Origin of the sequence: Escherichia sp. WS2035, assembly GCF_046487065.1 — a bacterium.
GTDB lineage: Bacteria > Pseudomonadota > Gammaproteobacteria > Enterobacterales > Enterobacteriaceae > Escherichia > Escherichia coli.
The window spans coordinates 429,300-448,040 of record NZ_JBJQKD010000001.1 but is presented as its reverse complement, the minus strand read 5'-3'; the positions used below and the strand labels follow the sequence as shown (position 1 = coordinate 448,040).

18 protein-coding genes and 2 pseudogenes are annotated in these 18,741 nt (G+C 50.6%); 16 read left to right on the top strand and 4 right to left on the bottom strand.

Translation table 11 applies throughout. The features are described 5' to 3' along the window. Window positions 1-115 precede the first annotated feature (115 nt). From gltI to hscC, 6 genes are all read left to right on the top strand, one after another. Complete coding sequence (gene gltI / locus ACJHX4_RS02170) at window positions 116-1,024, top strand: glutamate/aspartate ABC transporter substrate-binding protein GltI (RefSeq protein ID WP_001295870.1); 909 nt, start codon at window positions 116-118, stop codon at window positions 1,022-1,024. Window positions 1,025-1,193: 169 nt separating this feature from the next. After that, window positions 1,194-1,934 carry a glutamate/aspartate ABC transporter permease GltJ gene (gene gltJ, locus ACJHX4_RS02165; protein WP_000020941.1) on the top strand — a complete coding sequence of 247 codons (741 nt, stop codon included), beginning with the start codon at window positions 1,194-1,196 and terminating at the stop codon, window positions 1,932-1,934. Then, window positions 1,934-2,608, top strand: coding sequence for a glutamate/aspartate ABC transporter permease GltK (gene gltK, locus ACJHX4_RS02160; RefSeq protein ID WP_000272824.1), 675 nt, complete (start codon window positions 1,934-1,936; stop codon window positions 2,606-2,608). Before gltJ ends, gltK begins: the two co-directional genes overlap by 1 nt. After that, window positions 2,608-3,333 (top strand): glutamate/aspartate ABC transporter ATP-binding protein GltL, encoded by a 726-nt coding sequence (gene gltL, locus ACJHX4_RS02155; RefSeq protein WP_000631387.1) that lies wholly within the window; start codon window positions 2,608-2,610, stop codon window positions 3,331-3,333. The genes gltK and gltL overlap by 1 nt, the downstream gene beginning before the upstream one ends. A 117-nt stretch (window positions 3,334-3,450) precedes the next feature. Next, the gene (gene rihA / locus ACJHX4_RS02150; protein ID WP_001207535.1) at window positions 3,451-4,386 is read left to right on the top strand and encodes a pyrimidine-specific ribonucleoside hydrolase RihA; all 936 of its coding nucleotides are present in this window, start codon (window positions 3,451-3,453) and stop codon (window positions 4,384-4,386) included. An 83-nt stretch (window positions 4,387-4,469) separates the two neighbouring features. After that, window positions 4,470-6,140 carry a molecular chaperone HscC gene (hscC, locus tag ACJHX4_RS02145; RefSeq protein WP_000367903.1) on the top strand — a complete coding sequence of 557 codons (1,671 nt, stop codon included), beginning with the start codon at window positions 4,470-4,472 and terminating at the stop codon, window positions 6,138-6,140. Window positions 6,141-6,199: 59 nt separating this feature from the next. Here the strand turns inward: hscC and djlC are convergent, their stop codons facing one another. Together djlC and ACJHX4_RS02135 are read right to left on the bottom strand one after the other, a co-directional pair. Then, window positions 6,200-7,651 carry a co-chaperone DjlC gene (gene djlC / locus ACJHX4_RS02140; RefSeq protein WP_001295869.1) on the bottom strand — a complete coding sequence of 484 codons (1,452 nt, stop codon included), beginning with the start codon at window positions 7,649-7,651 and terminating at the stop codon, window positions 6,200-6,202. Then, a complete protein-coding gene (locus ACJHX4_RS02135) occupies window positions 7,648-8,355 on the bottom strand; it encodes a DUF1266 domain-containing protein (RefSeq protein ID WP_001030943.1) in 708 nt (235 codons plus the stop codon). Before ACJHX4_RS02135 ends, djlC begins: the two co-directional genes overlap by 4 nt. A gap of 101 nt (window positions 8,356-8,456) precedes the next feature. Between ACJHX4_RS02135 and ACJHX4_RS02130 the strand changes: the two genes are divergently transcribed. Beyond that, window positions 8,457-9,011, top strand: a complete 555-nt coding sequence (locus tag ACJHX4_RS02130) for a tetratricopeptide repeat protein (RefSeq protein WP_001295868.1) — start codon at window positions 8,457-8,459, stop codon at window positions 9,009-9,011. Between the two features lie 9 nt (window positions 9,012-9,020). Here ACJHX4_RS02130 and ACJHX4_RS02125 read toward each other — a convergent pair. Continuing rightward, window positions 9,021-9,146 (bottom strand): annotated as a pseudogene (locus ACJHX4_RS02125) (hypothetical protein); the annotation flags it as partial. Between the two features lie 4 nt (window positions 9,147-9,150). On the opposite strand from ACJHX4_RS02125, the pseudogene ybeQ reads away from it, so the two are divergent. Continuing rightward, window positions 9,151-9,486 (top strand): annotated as a pseudogene (gene ybeQ / locus ACJHX4_RS02120) (Sel1 family TPR-like repeat protein YbeQ); the annotation flags it as partial. Between the two features lie 69 nt (window positions 9,487-9,555). Here the strand turns inward: ybeQ and ACJHX4_RS02115 are convergent. Beyond that, a complete protein-coding gene (locus ACJHX4_RS02115) occupies window positions 9,556-10,038 on the bottom strand; it encodes a zinc ribbon-containing protein (protein ID WP_001044880.1) in 483 nt (160 codons plus the stop codon). Window positions 10,039-10,272: 234 nt separating this feature from the next. Here ACJHX4_RS02115 and leuS point away from each other — a divergent pair, with 234 nt between their 5' ends. The 8 genes from leuS to mrdA all read left to right on the top strand — a co-directional run bounded on the left by leuS (window position 10,273) and on the right by mrdA (window position 18,740). After that, the gene (gene leuS, locus ACJHX4_RS02110; RefSeq protein ID WP_001157896.1) at window positions 10,273-12,855 is read left to right on the top strand and encodes a leucine--tRNA ligase; all 2,583 of its coding nucleotides are present in this window, start codon (window positions 10,273-10,275) and stop codon (window positions 12,853-12,855) included. A gap of 14 nt (window positions 12,856-12,869) precedes the next feature. Beyond that, window positions 12,870-13,451 (top strand): LPS assembly lipoprotein LptE, encoded by a 582-nt coding sequence (lptE, locus tag ACJHX4_RS02105; RefSeq protein ID WP_001269673.1) that lies wholly within the window; start codon window positions 12,870-12,872, stop codon window positions 13,449-13,451. Then, entirely contained in the window at window positions 13,451-14,482 is a 1,032-nt protein-coding gene (gene holA / locus ACJHX4_RS02100) for a DNA polymerase III subunit delta (RefSeq protein ID WP_000620539.1), read from the top strand. The genes lptE and holA overlap by 1 nt, the downstream gene beginning before the upstream one ends. A gap of 1 nt (window position 14,483) precedes the next feature. After that, complete coding sequence (gene nadD, locus ACJHX4_RS02095) at window positions 14,484-15,125, top strand: nicotinate-nucleotide adenylyltransferase (protein ID WP_000838881.1); 642 nt, start codon at window positions 14,484-14,486, stop codon at window positions 15,123-15,125. Window positions 15,126-15,148: 23 nt separating this feature from the next. Beyond that, entirely contained in the window at window positions 15,149-15,760 is a 612-nt protein-coding gene (locus ACJHX4_RS02090; RefSeq protein ID WP_001295864.1) for an adenosylcobalamin/alpha-ribazole phosphatase, read from the top strand. Between the two features lie 259 nt (window positions 15,761-16,019). After that, entirely contained in the window at window positions 16,020-16,337 is a 318-nt protein-coding gene (gene rsfS / locus ACJHX4_RS02085; RefSeq protein WP_001161664.1) for a ribosome silencing factor, read from the top strand. Window positions 16,338-16,340: 3 nt separating this feature from the next. Beyond that, entirely contained in the window at window positions 16,341-16,808 is a 468-nt protein-coding gene (gene rlmH / locus ACJHX4_RS02080) for a 23S rRNA (pseudouridine(1915)-N(3))-methyltransferase RlmH (RefSeq protein WP_000776104.1), read from the top strand. Window positions 16,809-16,838: 30 nt separating this feature from the next. After that, window positions 16,839-18,740: a peptidoglycan DD-transpeptidase MrdA gene (gene mrdA / locus ACJHX4_RS02075; RefSeq protein ID WP_000776191.1), complete on the top strand. Its 1,902-nt coding sequence runs from the start codon at window positions 16,839-16,841 to the stop codon at window positions 18,738-18,740. The last annotated feature ends 1 nt before the right edge of the window (window position 18,741 follow it).

Genomic DNA, 18,741 nt, shown 5'->3' with positions numbered 1-18,741 from the left:
ACTAAATGTTACCTAACAAGCACAACACTGCACAATAAAGTCGCAGATGATAACAACACAAACACTCACAACGGGTATCCATGCGTTTTTAACGCAGAAGATAAAGGAGTTGGATATGCAATTACGTAAACCTGCCACAGCAATCCTGGCCCTGGCGCTTTCCGCAGGACTGGCACAGGCAGATGACGCCGCCCCGGCAGCTGGCAATACGCTGGACAAAATCGCCAAAAACGGCGTGATTGTCGTCGGTCACCGTGAATCTTCAGTACCTTTCTCTTATTACGACAATCAGCAAAAAGTGGTGGGCTACTCGCAGGATTACTCCAACGCCATTGTTGAAGCAGTGAAAAAGAAACTCAACAAACCAGACTTACAGGTGAAATTGATTCCGATCACCTCACAAAACCGTATTCCACTGCTGCAAAACGGCACTTTCGATTTTGAATGCGGTTCTACCACCAACAATGCCGAACGCCAAAAACAGGCGGCTTTCTCTAACACTATTTTCGTGGTCGGTACGCGCCTGCTGACCAAAAAGGGCGGTGATATCAAAGATTTTGCCGACCTGAAAGGCAAAGCCGTAGTCGTCACTTCCGGCACCACCTCTGAAGTTTTGCTCAACAAACTGAATGAAGAGCAAAAAATGAATATGCGCATCATCAGCGCCAAAGATCACGGTGACTCTTTCCGTACCCTGGAAAGCGGTCGTGCCGTTGCCTTTATGATGGATGATGCTCTGCTGGCCGGTGAACGTGCGAAAGCGAAGAAACCAGACAACTGGGAAATCGTCGGCAAGCCGCAGTCTCAGGAAGCCTATGGTTGCATGTTGCGTAAAGACGATCCGCAGTTCAAAAAGCTGATGGATGATACCATCGCTCAGGTGCAGACCTCCGGTGAAGCGGAAAAATGGTTTGATAAGTGGTTCAAAAATCCAATTCCGCCGAAAAACCTGAACATGAATTTCGAACTGTCAGACGAAATGAAAGCACTGTTCAAAGAACCGAATGACAAGGCACTGAACTAATTACAAGAACCAGGGGCGGAAATTCCAGCCCTCTCGATTGTTACGTAGCACGGACAGACTATACGCCTGGTGGTCGTTCCCCATCGGGCCTGAAAACCGCAATACGCTGGGTAACAATCTTCGAGGGTAGCAGTTAACGCTGCTACCCTCTTTTTTCTGGAGTAGATTTATGTCTATAGACTGGAACTGGGGTATTTTTTTACAACAAGCCCCGTTCGGCAACACCACCTATCTTGGTTGGATCTGGAGTGGCTTTCAGGTGACGATCGCTTTGTCGATCTGCGCCTGGATTATCGCTTTCCTCGTCGGTTCATTTTTCGGCATTTTACGTACCGTTCCAAACCGTTTTCTCTCCGGTCTGGGTACGTTGTATGTCGAACTGTTCCGCAACGTGCCGTTGATTGTGCAATTCTTTACCTGGTACCTAGTGATCCCGGAGCTGCTGCCAGAGAAAATCGGCATGTGGTTTAAGGCAGAGCTGGATCCCAATATTCAGTTTTTCCTTTCATCCATGCTCTGCCTGGGGCTGTTTACCGCCGCCCGTGTTTGCGAACAGGTACGCGCAGCTATTCAGTCGCTGCCGCGTGGGCAAAAAAATGCCGCGCTGGCGATGGGTCTGACGCTACCGCAGGCTTACCGCTACGTACTGCTGCCTAATGCTTATCGCGTTATCGTCCCGCCGATGACCTCAGAGATGATGAACCTGGTGAAAAACTCCGCCATCGCCTCGACTATCGGTCTGGTGGATATGGCGGCGCAGGCGGGTAAATTGCTCGATTACTCGGCCCACGCCTGGGAGTCGTTTACCGCCATCACGCTGGCGTATGTATTGATTAACGCTTTTATCATGCTGGTGATGACGCTGGTTGAACGTAAAGTTCGCCTGCCCGGCAACATGGGGGGCAAATAATGTACGAGTTTGACTGGAGTTCCATTGTTCCTTCCCTGCCATATCTGCTCGACGGGCTGGTGATCACGCTGAAAATCACCGTCACGGCAGTGGTGATTGGTATTTTGTGGGGCACCATGCTGGCGGTGATGCGCTTGTCCAGCTTTGCGCCCGTAGCGTGGTTTGCCAAAGCCTACGTTAACGTATTCCGCTCGATTCCTTTAGTTATGGTTTTGCTGTGGTTTTACCTGATCGTACCGGGTTTTCTGCAAAACGTGCTGGGATTATCACCCAAAAATGATATCCGTTTAATTTCGGCGATGGTGGCGTTTTCGATGTTTGAAGCGGCCTACTATTCAGAGATTATCCGTGCTGGTATTCAAAGTATTTCTCGTGGTCAGTCGAGCGCCGCGCTGGCGTTGGGAATGACTCACTGGCAGTCGATGAAACTGATTATTCTGCCGCAGGCGTTCCGCGCGATGGTGCCGCTGTTGCTCACTCAGGGCATCGTACTGTTTCAGGATACCTCACTGGTGTATGTGTTATCTCTGGCCGATTTCTTCCGTACCGCCTCAACCATTGGTGAGCGTGATGGTACGCAGGTTGAGATGATCCTGTTTGCCGGATTTGTTTATTTCGTTATTAGCCTTAGCGCGTCGTTGTTGGTCAGCTACTTGAAAAGAAGGACAGCATAATGATTACCCTGAAAAATGTTTCAAAATGGTATGGTCACTTTCAGGTGCTGACCGACTGCTCAACCGAAGTGAAAAAAGGCGAAGTTGTGGTGGTTTGCGGCCCGTCTGGTTCCGGCAAATCAACGCTGATTAAAACCGTCAACGGCCTCGAACCGGTGCAGCAAGGTGAAATCACCGTCGATGGCATCGTGGTTAACGACAAGAAAACCGATCTGGCGAAACTGCGTTCCCGCGTCGGGATGGTGTTTCAGCATTTCGAGCTGTTCCCCCATCTGTCGATTATCGAAAACCTGACCCTGGCGCAGGTGAAAGTGCTTAAACGCAATAAAGCGCCGGCTCGTGAAAAAGCATTGAAATTGCTGGAGCGCGTCGGGCTTTCCGCACATGCCAATAAGTTTCCGGCGCAGCTTTCCGGCGGCCAGCAGCAGCGTGTGGCGATCGCTCGCGCATTGTGCATGGATCCTATTGCCATGCTGTTCGACGAACCAACGTCGGCGCTGGATCCGGAGATGATCAACGAAGTGCTGGACGTGATGGTCGAACTGGCGAACGAAGGAATGACGATGATGGTGGTGACCCACGAAATGGGCTTTGCCCGTAAAGTGGCGAATCGGGTGATCTTTATGGACGAGGGTAAAATTATCGAAGACTCGCCGAAAGACGCTTTCTTCGATAATCCGAAATCGGACCGCGCAAAAGACTTCCTCGCAAAAATCCTGCATTAATCACTCTGGCGCGCATACTCAATTGCGCGCCATCTCACGCTTTCTCGTTTCGTCCCTCGTATCTGTTACATCCCGGCGTTACCCTTGTCGCAAAGAAACACACAACAAGGAGCAACAATGGCACTGCCAATTCTGTTAGATTGCGACCCAGGTCATGACGACGCTATCGCAATAGTTCTCGCCCTCGCCTCACCAGAGCTTGATGTCAAAGCAATTACGTCTTCCGCCGGAAACCAGACACCAGAAAAAACCTTACGCAATGTTCTGCGTATGCTGACCTTGCTTAATCGCACCGATATTCCGGTAGCAAGCGGTGCGGTAAAACCGTTAATGCGTAATTTGATTATTGCGGACAACGTGCACGGCGAAAGCGGCCTGGACGGCCCGGCATTGCCGGAACCGGCATTTGCACCGCAAAACTGCACGGCAGTGGAGCTGATGGCGAAAACGCTGCGTGAAAGTGCGGAACCTGTCACCATTGTTTCTACCGGACCGCAAACTAACGTTGCCTTGCTGCTCAATAGCCACCCGGAACTGCATAGCAAAATTGCCCGTATCGTGATTATGGGCGGCGCAATGGGGCTTGGTAACTGGACGCCTGCGGCTGAATTTAATATTTACGTTGACCCGGAAGCGGCAGAAATTGTCTTCCAGTCAGGAATTCCGGTGGTGATGGCCGGTCTGGATGTTACTCACAAAGCACAAATCCACGTTGAAGACACTGAGCGTTTCCGCGCGATTGGCAACCCTGTTTCAACCATTGTTGCCGAACTGCTGGATTTCTTCCTCGAATATCACAAAGACGAAAAATGGGGCTTTGTCGGCGCACCACTGCATGACCCATGCACCATCGCCTGGCTGTTGAAACCGGAGTTGTTTACCACTGTTGAGCGCTGGGTTGGCGTGGAAACACAAGGGAAATATACCCAGGGTATGACAGTTGTTGATTATTATTATCTGACTGGCAATAAACCGAATGCCACCGTAATGGTCGATGTTGATCGTCAGGGCTTTGTTGATTTACTGGCTGATCGTCTGAAATTTTACGCTTAACATACGTCATTGATTAAGATCACCACGCATTACCTGGGTGGTCTTAATCTGGTTATCTCTTTTTCTTTCAAGATATAAATGCAATGGATAATGCAGAACTTGCTATTGGTATCGATCTCGGTACTACCAATAGTTTAATTGCCGTCTGGAAAGACGGTGCCGCGCAATTAATTCCAAATAAGTTCGGTGAATATTTAACACCATCCATAATTAGCATGGATGAAAATAATCATATTTTAGTCGGAAAACCGGCTGTATCACGGCGGACTTCGCATCCGGATAAAACGGCAGCGTTATTTAAACGTGCAATGGGCAGTAATACCAACTGGCGGTTAGGCAGCGACACATTTAACGCGCCAGAACTGTCCTCTTTGGTATTACGCTCATTAAAAGAAGATGCCGAAGAATTTCTGCAACGTCCGATTAAAGATGTGGTGATCTCCGTTCCTGCTTATTTCAGCGATGAACAACGCAAGCATACCCGTTTAGCAGCAGAGTTAGCCGGGCTAAATGCAGTGCGCCTGATTAATGAGCCAACGGCAGCCGCGATGGCGTATGGCCTGCATACGCAGCAAAATACCCGCTCGCTGGTTTTTGATCTCGGTGGCGGCACGTTCGACGTTACGGTGCTCGAGTACGCCACGCCGGTGATTGAAGTTAACGCCTCCGCTGGCGATAACTTCCTCGGTGGCGAAGATTTTACCCATATGCTGGTCGATGAGGTTTTAAAACGCGCGGAAGTTGCCAAAACCACGCTTAACGATAGCGAACTGGCAGCCTTGTACGCCTGCGTGGAAGCGGCAAAATGTAGCAATCAATCGCCAATGCACATTCGCTGGCAGTACCAGGATGAAATGCGGAAATGCGAATTTTACGAGAACGAACTGGAAGATTTGTGGTTGCCGCTGCTCAATCGCTTGCGAGTGCCGATTGAACAGGCGTTGCGCGATGCACGTCTGAAGCCGAGTCAAATCGACAGTCTGGTGCTGGTTGGCGGCGCGTCACAAATGCCGCTGGTGCAGCGAATCGCAGTGCGTCTGTTTGGCAAATTACCGTATCAAAGTTACGATCCGAGCACCATTGTCGCGCTGGGCGCAGCAATCCAGGCCGCCTGCCGCTTACGCAATGAAGATATTGAAGAAGTGATCCTCACTGATATTTGCCCTTACTCGTTGGGTGTTGAAGTTAACCGTCAGGGCGTATCCGGCATTTTCTCGCCGATTATTGAACGAAACACCACAGTACCGGTGTCGCGTGTAGAAACTTATTCAACCATGCACCCGGAACAGGATTCAATTACGGTTAACGTCTATCAGGGAGAAAACCACAAAGTTAAAAATAACATTCTTGTGGAATCCTTCGATGTGCCGTTGAAGAAAACCGGGACTTATCAGTCGATTGATATTCGCTTTAGTTATGATATCAACGGCTTGCTTGAAGTTGACGTGCTTCTGGAAGACGGCAGCGTTAAGTCCAGAGTGATTAATCACAGTCCGGTAACATTGAGCGCGCAGCAGATTGAAGAGAGTCGGACGCGGTTATCCGCATTGAAAATTTATCCGCGCGATATGCTCATCAATCGCACCTTTAAAGCCAAACTGGAAGAGTTGTGGGCGCGGGCGCTGGGTGACGAGCGAGAAGAGATTGGTCGGGTGATCACCGATTTTGATGCGGCGTTGCAGTCAAACGATATGGCCCGCGTGGATGAAGTTCGGCGGCGGGCGAGCGATTATTTAGCCATTGAGATCCCATAAACACGGCTACCGGATGCGGCGTAAACGCTGCATCCGGCATCGGCGCAAAAAACACATCGTCAACTAAACAACATCGCGATTTTGCCGAGAGCATAACCTATCACCAGCACCGTTAAACTGATTTTGATAATGCTGGTAATGCTCTGTGGTTTTTCATCCTCATCATTTATTTCTTCATGGTTTTCAGGTGTTGGCTCATCGACATCTTCATCCTCCGGCTCGAGCTTCACTTTCGTCAACAGCATTCGGGTGATAATGGTCTCTAATGGATGTGCCTCTCCGCGTTCCAGCCGCGCGTCCAGACGGGCCAGCATCTCTTGTTTCGGAAACGCTTCAAGTACTACCTGTTCCGCTACCCGATACAAATCCAGTAACGGTGAATCTTGCTCTGTCTCGCTACCGACTCTCGATTTCCACCACGCCCATGCTTTGCGTTTGAAGAATAACGACTCAATAAACGATTGACCTAACGGCGATAATTTTCCGCTATGTAAAATCTCCGCCCATAACAGCCGCGTCCGGGCGCTCTCACCAGGAACATATTTCAACGGCTTACCTTGCGCATCTACCATGCTCCGCGCTTCGATAACCATCACTAATAACGCGAAATAATCCGGGCAATGACGCTTGCTCCACTGCAACAACAAATTATCGGCTTGTGTAGATGGGTAACTTTCCCGGTACGCGCAGAGATCGGCAAGCAGGCTTTCCCCCTCGCCGCAGTACAACCGTTGTGCGCACTGGTAATAACGGGCATCTTCGCTTTCTGGTTCTTCCGCTTGCCACTGTTGAGCGACAGGAATGAGTTCCGCCATACCTGTTTGCACCGAGCTGTACCAGCGCAACAGTTTGCGATGCAACTTCGCATCATCAGGAATGAACCACGGACCTTCCATCGCCAAAAACGCAGTGACATAGTCAGGATGGTAACGGCAGCAACGTTCCAGCGAGAAGTAATACTCAACCGTCTGGTTCTGCAACGCAACGGGATATTCCAGAAGGCTAAGGAAATCGAAACAATCACCAGCCTGAATGGCCTCAAGAAAAGCCTCCCTTTCTTCCTCATCTATTCCTTCGCAGTCATTAAACGAATGCCAGTTCAAACGCTCTGCCAGCAAAGAAGCACAATTTAATGAAAGATATCGCGCTTCTATAGCGATTGCACACAGCGGCCAGCGTAATTGATCGACATCCTCCATGTTCCAGGTATTTAATTGCTGAATAAATTTCTGCCAGGCGGAGGGCTGAAAACGATCATTTTCTGAATCCAGTAATGCCCTGAATACACGTAGTATTTCATGCTCAGTGGCAGCATCTTTTTCTTCATCATCTGCTTCCTCGACAGGATTTACCGCCAGTCGCAGCGCCTCTTCATAGGCCTGGCGTAATGCTTTAAACCCTTGTGGATCGGTTTCGGGATGACATAACGGTAAGCGAGCAAGATAAGCCTGGCGGATAATGTCTATTTGCGTCGTGCTTTCAATTTCGAGGATTTGCCAACATGTTTTCATAGGTCGCTCACATCCTTAAGCGTTACCGGGCATTCAGGCTGGACAGTTAATGGCTGCCAGGGAAGCGTGGCATAGAAACGGTCGCTTCCCGCTGCCAGCTCTTCGAACATCCGACTCCCGGCGCTATCGTATTTGTACAGGGTTAGCGCCTCGCGTAGCGAAGCGTTGTCTTCGCACTGAGAAGATTGCCAGTAGAGACGCCCTAACGAATAGGCAGAAAAATAGTGCATCCAGCTGTGATAGTAATGGTGTGCTCGTATATAGACGCGCGATTGCAGCCATAAACTCTCGTCTTCCGTCAACCACTTGTTGAGCACACCAACCCGTGATAAAAAACCCATCCGCACATAATCCCAGGCTTTGATTCCCCCTTCCCCACAACACATAGCGGTTTGGGCAACGAATTGGGTATAAATCAACCCTCTCTCCGAGCCGCCAGCAATTAATGCTTTCCACTCTTCAGGGGAAGAGCGATGCCATGTCAGATATAAGCCAGCTAAATCATTGGCATGACCATCATCGGTCATCTGATAAATAGTCTGAATTAAATCATCACGATTATTTATTCCCCAGGATGATGAGAGATCGAATTCTTTTATCCCGGTATACATTTTTGGCGAGTCATGCGCGGGCTTGCAACCCTGATTAAGTATTTCCATGGGCGTAGAAAGCGCAAAAAGAAGATATTGTTCTTCCTTATTCATTTGTTAATAATCCCTTAAGTGCATTAACTGACTACTTTTTTATTATTGATGAGTATAAACTTGACGCTTTCAAAATAAAAAGAAAATCGAAGCATTCACACATGAATAAAAAATTAATGTATATATTCGCAATATTTATAGTTGCAGCAATAACCTGTATTAGCCAACCCAAGAAAACGACGTTGCGTGATAAAGCCATGGCGAATTATGCCTTTGATTATTTAAGCTCACCGGGCAGTCTTCCATTCACCACGGCAGCCACGGAGCTTTCCGCGATTCATGGTCACTCAACGTCGCAATATCGCCTTGGAGAATTTTATCTTCATGGTAGCGACGGTAAACCACTGGATTATACACAGGCGAGATACTGGTATGAGCAATCAGCAGAACAGGAAAATCCACGCGCGCAAAGTAAACTGGGGTGGATCTACCTCAAAGGTCTGGGGGTCAAACCCGACACCCGTAAAGCAATTCTCTGGTATAAGGAAGCAGCTGAACAAGGGTATGCTCATGCTCAATATACTTTGGGTTTGATCTACAGAAATGGCTCAGGTATTAATGTTAACCATTATGAATCTCAAAAATGGTTAAAACTGGCCGCCAAACAACATTACAAAAATGCGGAAAGATTACTTGCCGGGCTTTCCGCACATTAACGTCGACTGTCACCCGAACAGATGGAGTATTTTCCCTATCAAACCAGCAAAGATAAAAATATAGAAAATAATTTTAATGATGCCCAGACAGCCTGGCCCACCATCGTCAACGGGCATTGGCTGCGGTTGCGGCTCCGATAACGCTGGCGAAGGGGTGGACCAGGACTATAAGCAAGCGATGTACTGGTATCTGAAGGCTGCTGCTCAGGAAAGCGTCGGCGCTTACGTCAACATCGGTTATATGTATAAACACGGACAAGGCGTTGAGAAAGATTATCAGGCCGCCTTTGAATAGTTTACGATAGCCGCTGAATGCAATGACGCCACAGCCTGGTATAACCTGGCCATTATGTATCACTACGGAGAAGGAAGACCTGTCGATCTCCGACAGGCTCTCGACTTGTATCGTAAAGTTCAGTCATCCGGAACCAGAGATGTCAGTCAAGAAATTCGTGAGATTGAAGATTTACTGTAGAGATAAAAACAAGGGCCGGGGAATTTCATTCGGCCCATATTCTCTTTATTGCTGTGCGAAATCAGACTATTACGGCTCAAACGGGCGTCTCTGGAACTGGTCATGACCACATTTAGGGCATAGCGTCAGCACTTCCGGTGTGTAGATCGGGAGATGGAAGTGACATTTCTCGCAGACCAGATTTCCCAGCCCTACCACTTCTCCGCTGTGATAAACCCCATGATGATTGAGGTCCTGGAAAACTTCGCGCCATTCAAGCTGCGTTTTATCGGTGATGTCTGCCAGCTCCTGCCACAAGCTTTCTTTAATCACCCGCATAAAGACGCTGTCAGACTCTTCTTTCAGGCTCTCTTCATAGCTCATGGCGAACTCTTCCAGGTCACGTCTGACAGCTCGCGTCAGCTCATCGACCTCGGTTCGCGTTAACTCCCCTGTTTTTATTACGCGCTCGCGCGCCTGTTCCACCAGTGCGTCGATATCACGTTCGCCATTGCGCAGGCGTTCGCTCAGTGACGCGACCAGTTCACGGTAATATTGAGCAACCTTGTTCATCGTTTCATCTCCCGGGTCGTTAACTGACTATAATAATAGACGTTCTTTGTTCCTTGCTTTGCTAATACGCCCACAAACTCTGTAAATTAATGTATGAATAATCCGGGCATCATTTCAACGTCGAGTGCGCGAAAGGCTGTTTTGACGCGGGCGTTTGGGCTATGCTATGCGGATCTGAAAAACCACATCAACGCTACATTTGTAGCCGTATTGAAAACAGGACCACTGGCTGCCATGCAAGAGCAATACCGCCCGGAAGAGATAGAATCCAAAGTACAGCTTCACTGGGATGAGAAGCGCACATTTGAAGTAACCGAAGACGAGAGCAAAGAGAAGTATTACTGCCTGTCTATGCTTCCCTATCCTTCTGGTCGACTACACATGGGCCACGTTCGCAACTACACCATCGGTGACGTGATCGCCCGCTACCAGCGCATGCTGGGCAAAAACGTTCTGCAGCCAATCGGCTGGGACGCATTTGGTCTGCCTGCGGAAGGCGCGGCGGTGAAAAACAACACCGCGCCAGCACCGTGGACGTACGACAACATCGCGTATATGAAAAACCAGCTCAAAATGCTGGGCTTTGGTTATGACTGGAGCCGCGAGCTGGCGACCTGTACGCCGGAATACTACCGTTGGGAACAGAAATTCTTCACCGAGCTGTATAAAAAAGGCCTGGTATATAAGAAGACTTCTGCGGTCAACTGGTGCCCGAACGACCAGACCGTACTGGCGAACGAACAAGTTATCGACGGCTGCTGCTGGCGCTGCGATACCAAAGTTGAGCGTAAAGAGATCCCGCAGTGGTTTATCAAAATCACAGCTTACGCTGACGAGCTGCTCAACGATCTGGATAAACTGGATCACTGGCCAGACACCGTTAAAACAATGCAGCGTAACTGGATCGGTCGTTCCGAAGGCGTGGAAATCACCTTCAACGTTAACGACTATGACAACACGCTGACCGTTTACACTACCCGCCCGGACACCTTTATGGGTTGTACCTACCTGGCGGTGGCTGCGGGTCATCCGCTGGCACAGAAAGCGGCGGAAAATAATCCTGAACTGGCCGCCTTTATTGACGAATGCCGTAACACCAAAGTTGCCGAAGCTGAAATGGCGACGATGGAGAAAAAAGGCGTCGATACTGGCTTTAAAGCGGTTCACCCATTAACGGGCGAAGAAATTCCCGTTTGGGCAGCAAACTTCGTATTGATGGAATACGGCACGGGCGCAGTTATGGCGGTTCCGGGTCACGACCAGCGCGACTACGAGTTTGCCTCTAAATACGGCCTGAACATCAAACCGGTTATCCTGGCAGCTGACGGCTCTGAGCCAGATCTTTCTCAGCAAGCCCTGACTGAAAAAGGCGTGCTGTTCAACTCTGGCGAGTTTAATGGTCTTGACCATGAAGCGGCCTTCAACGCCATCGCCGATAAACTGACTGCGATGGGCGTTGGCGAGCGTAAAGTGAACTACCGCCTGCGCGACTGGGGTGTTTCTCGTCAGCGTTACTGGGGCGCGCCGATTCCGATGGTGACGCTGGAAGACGGTACCGTAATGCCGACCCCGGACGACCAGCTGCCGGTGATCCTGCCGGAAGATGTGGTGATGGACGGCATTACCAGCCCGATTAAAGCAGATCCGGAGTGGGCAAAAACTACCGTTAACGGTATGCCAGCACTGCGTGAAACCGACACTTTCGACACCTTTATGGAGTCCTCCTGGTACTATGCGCGCTACACTTGCCCGGAGTACAAAGAAGGTATGCTGGATTCCAAAGCGGCTAACTATTGGCTGCCGGTGGATATTTACATTGGTGGTATCGAACACGCCATTATGCACCTGCTCTACTTCCGCTTCTTCCACAAACTGATGCGTGATGCAGGCATGGTGAACTCTGACGAACCAGCGAAACAGTTGCTGTGTCAGGGTATGGTGCTGGCAGATGCCTTCTACTATGTTGGTGAAAACGGCGAACGTAACTGGGTTTCCCCGGTTGATGCTATCGTTGAACGTGACGAGAAAGGCCGTATCGTGAAAGCGAAAGATGCGGCAGGCCATGAACTGGTTTATACCGGCATGAGCAAAATGTCCAAGTCGAAGAACAACGGTATCGACCCGCAGGTGATGGTTGAACGTTACGGCGCGGACACCGTTCGTCTGTTTATGATGTTTGCTTCTCCGGCTGATATGACTCTCGAATGGCAGGAATCCGGCGTGGAAGGGGCTAACCGCTTCCTGAAACGTGTCTGGAAACTGGTGTACGAGCACACAGCAAAAGGTGATGTTGCGGCACTGAACGTCGATGCGCTGACTGAAGATCAGAAAGCGCTGCGTCGCGATGTGCATAAAACTATCGCTAAAGTAACCGATGATATCGGCCGTCGTCAGACCTTCAACACCGCAATTGCGGCGATTATGGAGCTGATGAACAAACTGGCGAAAGCACCGACCGATGGCGAGCAGGATCGCGCCCTGATGCAGGAAGCGCTGCTGGCGGTAGTCCGTATGCTTAACCCGTTCACCCCGCACATCTGCTTCACGCTGTGGCAGGAACTGAAAGGCGAAGGCGATATCGACAACGCGCCGTGGCCGGTTGCTGACGAAAAAGCGATGGTGGAAGACTCCACGCTGGTCGTGGTGCAGGTTAACGGTAAAGTCCGTGCAAAAATCACCGTTCCGGTGGACGCAACGGAAGAACAGGTTCGCGAACGTGCTGGCCAGGAACATCTGGTAGCAAAATATCTTGATGGCGTTACTGTACGTAAAGTGATTTACGTACCAGGTAAACTCCTCAATCTGGTCGTTGGCTAAGCGCGGGAGGAAGCGTGCGATATCTGGCAACATTGTTGTTATCTCTGGCGGTGTTAATCACCGCCGGGTGTGGCTGGCATCTGCGTGACACCACGCAGGTTCCTTCCACTATGAAAGTCATGATCCTGGACTCAGGCGATCCGAACGGGCCATTAAGCCGTGCGGTGCGTAACCAGTTACGTCTGAATGGTGTCGAGTTGCTTGATAAAGAAACCACGCGTAAGGACGTTCCATCCCTGCGTTTGGGTAAAGTGAGCATCGCGAAAGATACCGCATCGGTATTCCGTAACGGTCAAACAGCAGAGTATCAGATGATCATGACGGTGAATGCGACCGTGTTGATCCCCGGCCGTGACATCTACCCGATTAGCGCCAAGGTCTTCCGTTCGTTCTTCGATAACCCGCAAATGGCGTTAGCGAAAGATAACGAACAAGACATGATCGTAAAAGAGATGTACGACCGTGCTGCCGAACAGCTGATTCGTAAGCTGCCAAGCATCCGTGCTGCAGATATTCGTTCCGACGAAGAACAGACGTCGACCACAACGGATACTCCGGCAACGCCTGCACGCGTCTCCACCACGCTGGGTAACTGATGATTCGGTTGTACCCGGAACAACTCCGCGCGCAGCTCAATGAAGGGCTGCGCGCGGCGTATCTTTTACTTGGTAACGATCCTCTGTTATTGCAGGAAAGCCAGGACGCTGTTCGTCAGGTCGCTGCGGCGCAAGGGTTCGAAGAACACCACACTTTTTCCATTGATCCCAACACCGACTGGAATGCGATTTTTTCGTTATGCCAGGCCATGAGCCTGTTTGCCAGTCGACAAACGCTATTGCTGTTGTTACCCGAAAACGGACCGAATGCGGCGATCAATGAACAACTTCTCACACTCACCGGACTTCTGCATGACGATCTACTGTTGATCGTCCGCGGTAATAAATTAAGCAAAGCGCAAGAAAATGCCGCCTGGTTTACTGCTCTTGCGAATCGCAGCGTGCAGGTGACCTGTCAGACACCGGAGCAGGCTCAGCTGCCCCGCTGGGTTGCTGCGCGCGCAAAACAGCTCAACTTAGAACTGGATGACGCTGCAAATCAGGTGCTCTGCTACTGTTATGAAGGTAACCTGCTGGCGCTGGCCCAGGCACTGGAGCGTTTATCGCTACTCTGGCCGGACGGCAAACTGACATTACCGCGCGTTGAACAGGCGGTGAATGATGCCGCGCATTTCACCCCTTTTCATTGGGTTGATGCTTTGTTGATGGGAAAAAGTAAGCGCGCGTTGCATATTCTTCAGCAACTGCGTCTGGAAGGCAGCGAACCGGTTATTTTGTTGCGCACATTACAACGTGAACTGTTGTTACTGGTTAACCTGAAACGCCAGTCTGCCCATACGCCACTGCGTGCGTTGTTTGATAAGCATCGGGTATGGCAGAACCGCCGGGGCATGATGAGCGAAGCGTTAAATCGCTTAAGCCAGCCGCAGTTACGTCAGGCCGTGCAACTCCTGACACGAACGGAACTCACCCTCAAACAAGATTACGGTCAGTCAGTGTGGGCAGAGCTGGAAGGGTTATCTCTTCTGTTGTGCCATAAACCCCTGGCGGACGTATTTATCGACGGTTGATATGAAATCTTTACAGGCTCTGTTTGGCGGCACCTTTGATCCGGTGCACTATGGTCATCTTAAACCCGTGGAAACGCTGGCGAATTTGATTGGTCTGACGCGGGTCACAATCATCCCTAATAATGTTCCTCCGCATCGTCCCCAGCCGGAAGCGAACAGCATGCAGCGTAAACACATGCTTGAACTGGCGATTGCCGACAAGCCATTATTTACTCTTGATGAACGCGAGCTAAAGCGCAATGCCCCCTCTTACACTGCGCAAACACTGAAAGAGTGGCGGCAGGAACAAGGACCGGACGTGCCGCTGGCGTTTATTATTGGTCAGGATTCATTGCTGACCTTTCCGACCTGGTACGAATACGAAACGATACTCGACAATGCACATTTGATCGTCTGTCGGCGTCCAGGTTACCCACTTGAAATGGCGCAACCGCAATACCAGCAATGGCTGGAAGATCATTTGACACATAACCCGGAAGATCTTCACCTTCAGCCTGCCGGTAAAATTTATCTGGCTGAAACGCCGTGGTTTAACATCTCGGCGACCATCATCCGCGAACGTTTGCAAAACGGTGAATCGTGTGAGGATTTATTACCGGAACCGGTACTGACTTACATTAACCAACAAGGCTTGTATCGCTGATACCTGTCGTTACGGAGGGCATGATGCGACTGTGGTTAATTCGTCATGGTGAAACGCAAGCGAATGTCGATGGTCTGTACAGCGGTCATGCGCCCACACCCCTGACCGCGCGCGGTATTGAGCAAGCGCAAAATCTGCATACGCTGCTACATGATGTTTCCTTTGACCTGGTTTTATGCAGTGAACTGGAACGGGCACAGCATACCGCGCGACTGGTTCTTAGTGACCGCCAGCACCCCGTTCATATCATCCCTGAACTCAATGAAATGTTTTTTGGCGACTGGGAGATGCGACATCATCGTGACCTCATGCAAGAAGATGCCGAAAACTATAGCGCGTGGTGCAATGACTGGCAGCAAGCTATCCCCACGAACGGTGAAGGATTTCAGGCATTTTCGCAACGTGTGGAACGATTTATCGCAAGGCTTAGTGAATATCAGCACTATCAGAATATTTTAGTCGTCAGCCATCAGGGCGTACTGAGTCTGTTAATTGCTCGTTTAATTGGTATGCCTGCCGAGTCTATGTGGCATTTCCGCGTTGACCAGGGGTGTTGGAGCGCCATTGATATCAACCAAAAATTCGCGACGCTACGCGTCCTCAATAGCCGTGCCATCGGGGTCGAGAATGCATGACTTTTCTGTTTTTTTACGGGTAAGCCGCAACGACCATTGACAGCCCCGGGCAGGCTGATATTCTCCGCAGCCAGACTTTTTCCGCCAGACACGACTTTGTAGAAATTGTTTTACAAAAATGGCGATGCAATCTGCGGCGCGGGGTGGGATGATAGCCCACTTTCGAAAGCCGATTCGGCGACAATTGTCCCGAAATCGCCTCTGGTTCAGGTATACTGACAGACCATTTTTATCTATTTGATTCACCCAGGGGGAAAACTTGCAGGGTAAAGCACTCCAGGATTTTGTTATCGACAAAATTGATGACCTCAAAGGTCAGGACATCATCGCCTTAGACGTTCAGGGCAAATCCAGCATCACCGACTGCATGATCATCTGTACGGGTACGTCCAGCCGCCATGTTATGTCCATTGCTGATCACGTTGTGCAGGAGTCTCGCGCAGCGGGCCTGTTACCGCTCGGCGTAGAAGGTGAAAACAGCGCCGACTGGATTGTCGTGGATTTGGGCGATGTGATTGTCCATGTCATGCAGGAAGAGAGCCGTCGCCTGTATGAACTGGAAAAACTCTGGAGTTAATGCGTGAAGCTGCAACTTGTCGCCGTGGGAACGAAAATGCCGGACTGGGTACAAACCGGTTTTACCGAGTACCTGCGTCGTTTTCCGAAAGATATGCCCTTCGAGCTGATTGAAATTCCGGCCGGAAAACGCGGCAAGAATGCGGACATCAAGCGCATACTCGACAAAGAGGGTGAGCAGATGTTGGCGGCCGCAGGCAAAAACCGCATTGTCACCCTCGATATTCCAGGCAAGCCCTGGGATACGCCGCAGTTAGCCGCTGAGCTGGAACGCTGGAAGCTGGATGGTCGCGACGTCAGTCTACTGATTGGCGGGCCTGAAGGGTTGTCGCCTGCCTGTAAAGCGGCGGCGGAGCAGAGCTGGTCGCTGTCGGCACTTACCCTTCCCCATCCGCTGGTTCGCGTGCTGGTCGCAGAGAGTCTGTACCGGGCGTGGAGCATCACCACCAACCATCCTTATCACCGTGAGTGATAAGTGAGCTTTGAGTAGAAAACGCAGCGGATGAAACTACAGAACTCTTTTCGCGACTATACGGCAGAGTCCGCGCTGTTTGTGCGCCGGGCGCTGGTCGCCTTTTTGGGGATTTTGCTGCTGACCGGCGTGCTTATCGCCAACCTGTATAATCTGCAAATTGTTCGCTTTACCGACTACCAGACCCGCTCTAATGAAAACCGCATTAAGCTGGTGCCTATCGCACCCAGCCGCGGCATTATCTACGACCGTAACGGTATCCCTCTGGCTCTCAACCGCACTATCTACCAGATAGAAATGATGCCGGAGAAAGTCGATAACGTGCAGCAAACGCTGGACGCTTTGCGCAGCGTGGTTGATCTGACCGATGATGATATTGCTGCATTCCGAAAAGAGCGCGCACGTTCACACCGTTTCACCTCTATTCCGGTGAAAACTAACCTGACCGAAGTACAAGTAGCTCGCTTTGCCGTCAACCAGTACCGTTTTCCGGGTGTTGAAGTTAAAGGCTATAAACGTCGTTACTATCCTTACGGTTCGGCGTTGACCCACGTCATCGGCTATGTGTCGAAAATCAACGATAAAGACGTCGAACGCCTGAATAATGACGGCAAACTGGCCAACTATGCGGCAACGCATGATATCGGTAAGCTGGGCATTGAGCGTTACTATGAAGACGTGCTGCACGGTCAGACCGGTTATGAAGAGGTTGAAGTTAACAACCGTGGGCGTGTTATCCGCCAGTTAAAAGAAGTACCACCGCAGGCCGGACACGATATTTACCTGACGCTGGATCTCAAACTCCAGCAATATATTGAAACGCTGCTGGCGGGTAGCCGCGCAGCTGTGGTAGTCACCGATCCGCGTACCGGTGGGGTGTTGGCGCTGGTTTCCACGCCTAGTTATGACCCAAACCTGTTTGTTGACGGTATCTCCAGCAAAGATTATTCCGCCTTGCTGAACGACCCGAATACACCGCTGGTGAACCGCGCCACACAGGGGGTTTATCCTCCCGCGTCTACAGTTAAACCCTATGTGGCGGTTTCGGCATTGAGCGCCGGAGTGATCACGCGCAATACGACGTTGTTTGACCCCGGCTGGTGGCAACTTCCAGGTTCGGAAAAACGTTATCGTGACTGGAAAAAATGGGGCCACGGGCGTCTGAATGTCACAAGATCGCTGGAAGAATCTGCGGATACCTTCTTCTATCAGGTGGCCTACGATATGGGGATCGATCGCCTCTCCGAATGGATGGGTAAATTCGGTTATGGTCATTACACCGGTATCGACCTGGCGGAAGAACGTTCCGGCAACATGCCTACCCGCGAATGGAAACAGAAACGCTTTAAAAAACCGTGGTATCAGGGTGACACCATTCCGGTTGGTATCGGTCAGGGTTACTGGACAGCGACCCCAATCCAGATGAGTAAGGCACTGATGATCCTGATTAATGACGGTATCGTGAAGGTTCCGCATTTGCTGATGAGCACCGCCGAAGACGGCAAACAGGTGCCATGGGTACAACCGCATGAACCGCCCGTCGGCGATATTCATTCCGGTTACTGGGAGCTGGCGAAAGACGGTATGTACGGTGTTGCTAACCGCCCTAACGGTACGGCGCATAAATATTTTGCCAGCGCACCGTACAAAATTGCGGCGAAATCCGGTACCGCTCAGGTCTTCGGTCTGAAAGCGAACGAAACCTATAATGCGCACAAAATTGCCGAGCGTTTACGTGACCACAAACTGATGACCGCCTTTGCGCCATACAACAATCCGCAAGTGGCTGTCGCCATGATTCTGGAGAACGGTGGCGCGGGTCCGGCGGTTGGTACGCTGATGCGCCAGATCCTCGACCACATTATGCTGGGTGATAACAACACCGATCTGCCTGCGGAAAATCCAGCGGTTGCCGCAGCGGAGGACCATTAAT